At 67.1% G+C, this 6,746-nt stretch carries 4 protein-coding genes; 1 reads left to right on the plus strand and 3 read right to left on the minus strand.

Annotated elements, in window-relative coordinates; genetic code table 11:
- Positions 1-83 precede the first annotated feature (83 nt).
- Positions 84-1,130, plus strand: a complete 1,047-nt coding sequence (locus tag IP83_RS10490; protein ID WP_197274335.1) for an AraC family transcriptional regulator — start codon at positions 84-86, stop codon at positions 1,128-1,130.
- On the opposite strand, the gene IP83_RS10495 is transcribed toward IP83_RS10490, so the two are convergent.
- The 3 genes from IP83_RS10495 to IP83_RS10505 form a co-directional block, all read right to left on the minus strand.
- A complete protein-coding gene (locus IP83_RS10495; protein WP_197274336.1) occupies positions 1,096-3,039 on the minus strand; it encodes a pyrroloquinoline quinone-dependent dehydrogenase in 1,944 nt (647 codons plus the stop codon). The genes IP83_RS10490 and IP83_RS10495 overlap by 35 nt on opposite strands.
- A 5-nt stretch (positions 3,040-3,044) precedes the next feature.
- Positions 3,045-4,751: an amidohydrolase gene (locus IP83_RS10500; RefSeq protein WP_082364639.1), complete on the minus strand. Its 1,707-nt coding sequence runs from the start codon at positions 4,749-4,751 to the stop codon at positions 3,045-3,047.
- 64 nt (positions 4,752-4,815) lie between these two features.
- Entirely contained in the window at positions 4,816-6,687 is a 1,872-nt protein-coding gene (locus IP83_RS10505) for a TonB-dependent receptor (RefSeq protein ID WP_231625001.1), read from the minus strand.
- Between the last annotated feature and the right edge of the window lie 59 nt (positions 6,688-6,746).

Genomic DNA, 6,746 nt, shown 5'->3' on the forward strand with positions numbered 1-6,746 from the left:
ACCCTTGCCGCAGCAGTGCACCCTGCGAAAATGTCCGATCCGGAGGGTGGATGCGGGAGCTGGCGCGTGAGACGGAAGCGGGCATGTTGAAGCCGACGATCTCGGTCCTCGTGCTGCGCCACGTGGTCAATTGCCTCGATCTTGTCGGCTGCGATCCGGAGCCGATGCTGGCCCGGTTTTCGCTCAGGCGGGACGATCTCGACAATGCGCGCGGGGTGATGCCGCTTGAGCAGTTCCTTGCCTTCCTCGAGCGCGCCGCAGCCGAGGCGGGCAACCCCTATCTCGGGCTGCAGGCGGGGCGGCTCGGCGCGCTCAACTCGCTGGGCGCATTGGGGTTCCTCTTTCTCAGCGCGCCGTCGCTGCGCGATGCGTTCACCGGGTTTGCGGCCTATCTTGCAACGATCCAGGATGCGGCGCGCAACCGGTTCAGTGCGGACGAGGGGCTGGCCACGTTCGAGTACCAGATCACCGACCAGACCCTGCAATCGCGGCGGCAGGATGCGGAATTCTCGATCGCGATCATGCACAACATGTGCCGCCATTATGTCGGCGGCGAGTTCGAACTGACAGACGTGCGCTTCGAGCATTCGTGCGTGGGGGACGAGCGGGTCTACCGCGAATTCTTCCGGTGTCCAGTGTTCTTCGATACCGAAACCAATGCCTTCACGTTCGAGGCGCGCTTTCTGGAGTGGACCAGCCCGGTGATCGATCCGGAGCTGTTCCCGATCGTCGAGGAGCATCTGCGCCGGCGCGCCGGGGAGACTGTACGCCGGGGAACGTCGCTCGGCGCCGTGGTGCGGGCGCTGGAGGCCAGTCCGCTCGACAGCGCGCCGCAACTGGAGGACGTGGCGGCGGCAATGGGGGTCTCGGCGGCAACCCTCAACCGCAGGCTGCGCGCGCAAGGGCTGCGCTGGCGCGATCTGGTCAACGAGCGGCGGATGCAGGCGGCGGCGCGGCTGCTCAGGCAAAGCAGGCGCGATGTCGCGGAAATCGCGCTGGCGGTGGGATTTGCCGAAAGCGCGAGCTTTATCCGCCGGTTCGGGCGCCACTTCGGGATGACGCCGCAGGCCTATCGGCGCGCGGGCTGCGAGGATCTCAGCGCAGCGCAAACGCCACCAGCGCATCGCTGAGCTTTGTGCCGAAGCCGCCGTGGCCGCCGGCATTGACAACGACGTATTGCTTTCCGTCAGTGTGGCGGAAGGTCATCGGCGTGGCGGTGGCGGGTGCGGGGACGAAGGCCTGCCACAACTCGCGCCCGGTCTGGATATCGTAGGCGCGCAGCCGGCTGTCGAGGCTGGCGCCGATGAAGACGAGGCCGCCGCGCGTGACGATGAGGCCGCCCTGGTTGGGTGCGCCCCACGATGTGGGCGAGGTGATCCCGCTGGAGGTGGTTAGGCGGCCGAAGGGGACTTGCCAGCGGGTCTGGCCGGTCTTCATGTCGATGGCGGTGAGGCGGCCCCATGGCGGCGGATTGCAGGGGACGCCGAGCGGGGACATCAGCACTTCGCGCAGCATCACATAAGGCGAGCCTTGCATCTCGTAGTAGGAGACGCCGGGGTGCAGGTCGCGCCCTGGATCGAACTTGGCGCGGGGGACAAGGCGGACCGAGGCGGCTAGGTTAGAGGAATTGACGACGGCAAGTCCGGTCGTCGGATCGTAGGCCAGTCCGCCCCAGTTGGTGCCGCCGAGGAAGCTGGGATGGAGCAGCGAACCGCCCACGCTGGGAGGCGTGAACAGGCCTTTGTTGCGCAGTGATTTGAGGCGCGTGCGGCAGGCGGCGGTGTCGTAGCCGAGCAGGCCCCATGCATCCTCGGGGCGCAGGCGCTGCGAGGTGACGGCTCGGGGGAGGAGCGGCATGGGCTGGGTGGGCGAGGCGCGTTCGCCGGGCATGGTGCTGGCGGGGACGCGGCGTTCAGCGACGGGGAACAGCGGTTTTCCGGTCTCGCGGTCGAGCACGAAGATGTTGCCGGTCTTTGTGGCCTGGATGACGGCCTCGGCGGGGCGGCCGTTGTGGTCGATGGTGGCGAGCGTCGGCGCGGCAGGGAGGTCATAGTCCCACAGGTCATGGTGGACGGTCTGGTAGGACCACACCTTGCGGCCGGTGCGCATGTCGAGCGCGACGACGGCGTTGGCATCGGGGATGCGGTCCAGACGGTTGACGCCGAGCGTGTCCCAGCTGGCGCTGCCGGTGGGGAGGAACAGCCAGCCCCGTTTGGCATCGACCGACAGCGGCGCCCAGGCATTGGCCGCGCCGGTGACGGCGGATATGTCGTCGGGGATCGGATTCCATGACCACAGCGGCTTGCCGGTGACAACGTCGAAGGCACGGACGATACCGTCGAGCGAATTGCGGTACATGTTGTCCTGCACCGCGGTGCCGAGCGCGACGACATTGCCCCAGACGGCAGGCGGGGAGGTATTGGCGGGCTTGCCTTCGCCCTTGTAGTCCATCGCGCCGAGATCGACGTGGCCGTTCTGGCCGAAGCCGGTGCAGAGGTGGCCGGTATCGGCATCAAGCGCATGAAGGACGGCGTTCTGCGCGCCGTAGAGGATGCGCTTGCCGCAGGGCTGCGCGCGCGTGGCGGCGTCCGGGGCCTGCCAGTAGGCGACGCCGCGGCAGTAGTTCTCGTGGTACATGTTGCCGGTGCGCGGCTTCTTTGGGTCGAACGACCAGAGCTCGCGGCCGGTGGCAGGATCGAGCGCGACGGCGCGGCCATAGGGGGTGCAGCCGTAGAGGCAGGCGTTGACGTAGATCGGCGTCATTTCGCCGACGGTGGCGTCTACCTGTTCGGTGCCGGTGGAGACTTCGCCCGAGTGCCAGGTCCATGCCTTGCGGAGGCTGGCGACGTTGGCGGTGTTGATCTGATCGAGCGACGAGTATTTGGTCGAGGAGGGCTGGCCGCCGTAGCTCGGCCATTCGGAGGCCTGTGCCTCGACGGTTGCAATATCGCCGCGGGACGCGACAGGCGGCAGATCAGGGGCGCGCTGGCAAGCGGCGAGACCGGAGAGAAGGGCAAGGCAGACGAGGCGCCGCCACATCGGGTTCAGCCCTTGGTCCGCGTGAAGATCGGCTTGCCGCCCACCCATGTCTCCAGAACCGTGGTGCTGTGGATTTCGGTGACGGGGATGGCGAAGGGATCGCGGTCGAGCACGAGGAAATCGGCGTACTTGCCCACCTCAAGTGCGCCTGCCTTGTCGGCAAGCCCGATGCGCTTGGCCGCGTTGATGGTGAACATGGTGATCGCTTGGCTGAGCGTAATCGCCTCGGCAAGGCCGTAGCTGCGTGTGCCGCCGCCGGGATTGCGGCGGGTGACGGCGGTCTCGATGCCGATCCACGGGTTGGGGGTGGGCACGACCGCCCAGTCCGAACCTGCGATCACCAGTGCATCGGCGGCAAAGCCTTCGCGGATCGGCCAGACGCGGTCGATGCGCGGGCTGCCGACGGCGCTGGTGATGTCGTCGTTGATCGGCTGCGGGTCCCACAGATAGGGAGAGAACTCGACTGCGGCGTTGAGCGCCCTGAAGCGCGGCAGGTCGGCGGGGTCGACGAAGGTGGAATGACCGACCTGATGCAGCGGACCCCCTAACCCATTGGCTTTGCGCGCGGCTTCGATGGCATCGAGCGAGGCGCGCACGGCGCGGTCTCCGGCGGCGTGGAAGAGGACGGTGACGCCAAGCTTGTCCCACCGGGTGACATCCCTGGCCATTGCGGCGGGATCGAACAGCAGGAGGCCGCGCGCCGGAGCGTTGGGCTGGCCGGCCTGATAATCGGCCAGCATGGCGCCAGTGTGGCTTTCGGTGGGGACGCCATCGGCGAAAACCTTCACGCAGTTGGCGTTGAAAGTGGCGCGGGCGAACTTCGCGCGATCCGCCAGCGTCTGGTCGAAGGCCGGGTTGGGGCGGCCGGATTCGGAATAGGCGATGCAGGCCTGCACGCGCTGGTGGAGCACACCCTTGTCGGCGAGGGCCGCGTAGACTTCGAGGTCGTCGCGGTAGGCCATCGCCTCGACATAGCCCACGACGCCAAACCCGGCGAGCATGGCAAGGTGCGCGGCAAGCTGGCGCTCGGTCTCGGCCTGCGGCTGCGGTGGAACCTTGACGGTGAGCAGGCGCCCGGCGGTCTCGCGCAGGATGCCGGTGGGATTGCCCTTCTCATCGCGCTCGATGATGCCGCCTTCGGGGTTGGGCGTGCCGGGGCCGATGCCCGCGGCGGCCAGCGCGCGCGAATTGGCCCAGACGCTGTGGCCGCTCACGTCGAACAGCATGACCGGATTATCGGGCGAGACGGCATCGAGCGTCGCGGCGGTGATCGGCGTGCCGGTCATCAGCGAGGCCTGCCACTGGCCGCCGCTGACCCAGTCGCCGGGCTTGGTGGCCTTCACGCATGCGGCCACGAGCTCGAGCAGGCGCTGTGGTGCCGCATCCTGCGGCACCCGGCAGCGGCCTTCATCACCCTTGGCCTGCAGCACAGGGTGGACATGCATGTCGTAGAGGCCGGGCATGACGGTGCGGCCATTGAGATCGACGACCTTGGCTCCGGCGCGCGGCCAGCCCTTTGCCTGTGCGGCGGTCCCGATGCGCACGATCCGCTGGCCGGCCACATCCATCGCGCTGCGCCAGCCTTGCGGGGTGTAGATATGGCCGTTGATGAAGCGCGTCACCGGCCTGGGAGCGGCTTTTGCGGCCGCGGGGAGGGTCGGAACCAGCGCAGCGATAGCGACAGCGGCAAGCAGGCGGCGCATGGTCTTCATTCCGGCGGTCTCCAGTCCGTCTGCGCCGCCCGCCCTGATCGGCGGTGCGGCGCAGCAGGGTGTCTTACATGCGGTAGCTGGCGGTCACGCCGAAGGTGCGCGGCCGCAGGGTTTCCCGGCGGAAGAACTCGAACGGGTTCTGTGCCCGCTCGCGCCGGGTCCAGGTGGCCTTGTCGAGGATGTTGTTGACGAACAGCGAGATGTCGAAGTTGCCCGGACGTACGCCGATCCGCGCCGACCAGAAGGCAACCGCAGGCGGCAGGGTAAGTGCGGTGTCGATCGCGCCGTTGGCCGGATTGAGGTAGGGCGGCAGCTTGGTCTGCTTCGAGCGGTAGTCGAAGTCCGACCGGACATAGCCGCCCTTCTCGCGGAACACGTCGAAATCGTACTGGGCGTGGAACGATGCCGTCCACGGCGCGCCAAGCACGGCATCGCCCTTGCTGACGAACGGCGCCGCAGCGGTCGGGCCGCCGCGCACGGTGTCGCGGAACTGCGCGTCGACGTAGCCGATCTCGGCCTGCAGAGTGAGGCGATTGGTCGGCCGGACTTCGAGCTGCAAGTCGAAGCCGCGGCTGCGTGCCTTGCCGAGGTTGTTGGTGAACTGGAAGCCGCAGGAATTGAGCGCGACCGCCTGCTGGATGTCGTTCCAGTCGATCTGGTAGACGCTCGCCTGCACGCTGCCGAGCCCGCCGAACTTGCTCTTCACGCCGAGTTCGTAGCTCCACACCGAGTCCGACTTGAAGTTGGTCGGGCGCCCGTTCGGATAGCCGATGCTGGCAAGCTCCGGCCCGCAGAATGTGCCGACCTGCGGGTTGTAGCCGCCGACACGGAAGCCGCGCGAAGCCGAGGCATAGACCAGCGTATCGGGCGTCGCCTGATAGTTGAGGCCGAACTTGGGCGTGATCGGGTTTTCGCTCTGGCGGCCGCGGTCATCCACCAGCGGACCGACGACAAAGCCTTGCGCCACCGAGCGGATCGTGAAGACGGTGTGGCTGTAGCGCAGGCCGGCGATGGCCGAGAGCTTGTCGGTGAACTTGTAGGTGACCTGCCCGAAGAGCGCCGCCTGCTCGTCGGTCGAGACCGCATTCTGGTCGTAGACCGAGAAGCCGGCGACCGGGCTGGGGGCGCCGAACAGGTACACAGGCAGGTAGGGATCGGTCACGACCTGCAGCGAAGTCTGCTGCGCGTGCGAGTAGAACCCGCCGAGCACCCAGGTCAGCGGGCTCGAGGGATTGTTCGATTGCAGACGCAGCTCGCCCGTCCAGTTCTTCTGCGCGACGAGGAAGTCTGATGGCGCGTTCTGCTCGGGGAAGAAGGGCAGGGCGTTGACGCCTGTGAACAGGGTCTGGTCGAAGTTCGTGTAGTCCTGCACGAAGGACTGCTTGCGATCGAAGTAGGAGCCCACGGCGATCACATCGACGCCGCCGAGACCGACACTGACATTGAGCGAAGCCAAGGTGAAGCGGTCCCGGCTTGTTTCGGCAAGCTGGTTGGCGTTGCGGAACACATGGTTGTCGTAGTCCGAGTAGACTTCCCAGCTCTCGCCGCTGTCGGCCGCCTTGATGTTCTGGTAGTAGACTGCGGGCGTGATCTTGACGTTGTCGACCGGCTGCCAGGTCAGCGCGATGCGGCCGACGTAGCTGTCGGTGGAGTTGGCGTTCTTCTGGACGACCCGATTGGTGAACGAGCTGATCCGGTCGACCCAGCCCCCATCGCGGCGATAGTAGCCGCTGGCGGCGATGCCGAGCTTGCCGGCAATGATCGGCGCGCTGATCGAGACACCGCCTTCGCCGCTCGCCGCGCCATGCTGGGTAGCGGCACCTTCTGCGCGGCCATAGACCTTGATCGTGTCAAGGCTGGGCTGCTGCGTGATGAAGCGCACCGTGCCGCCTTCCGAACCCGCGCCGAACAGCGTCCCCTGCGGTCCGCGCAGCACTTCTGTCAACGGCACTGTAAAAATCCCCGGAAGTGGCAAAGTAAAATTCCCCACTTTGC

Source organism: Novosphingobium sp. AAP93 (assembly GCF_001296055.1).
Lineage (GTDB): Bacteria > Pseudomonadota > Alphaproteobacteria > Sphingomonadales > Sphingomonadaceae > Novosphingobium.

Bases quoted from the DNA above. Each gene is read 5' to 3' on its own strand.
- IP83_RS10490 (WP_197274335.1), top strand. From the start codon at position 84: ATGTTGAAGCCGACGATCTCGGTCCTCGTGCTGCGCCACGTGGTCAAT.
- IP83_RS10495 (WP_197274336.1), bottom strand. From the start codon at position 3,039: ATGTGGCGGCGCCTCGTCTGCCTTGCCCTTCTCTCCGGTCTCGCCGCT.
- IP83_RS10500 (WP_082364639.1), bottom strand. From the start codon at position 4,751: ATGAAGACCATGCGCCGCCTGCTTGCCGCTGTCGCTATCGCTGCGCTG.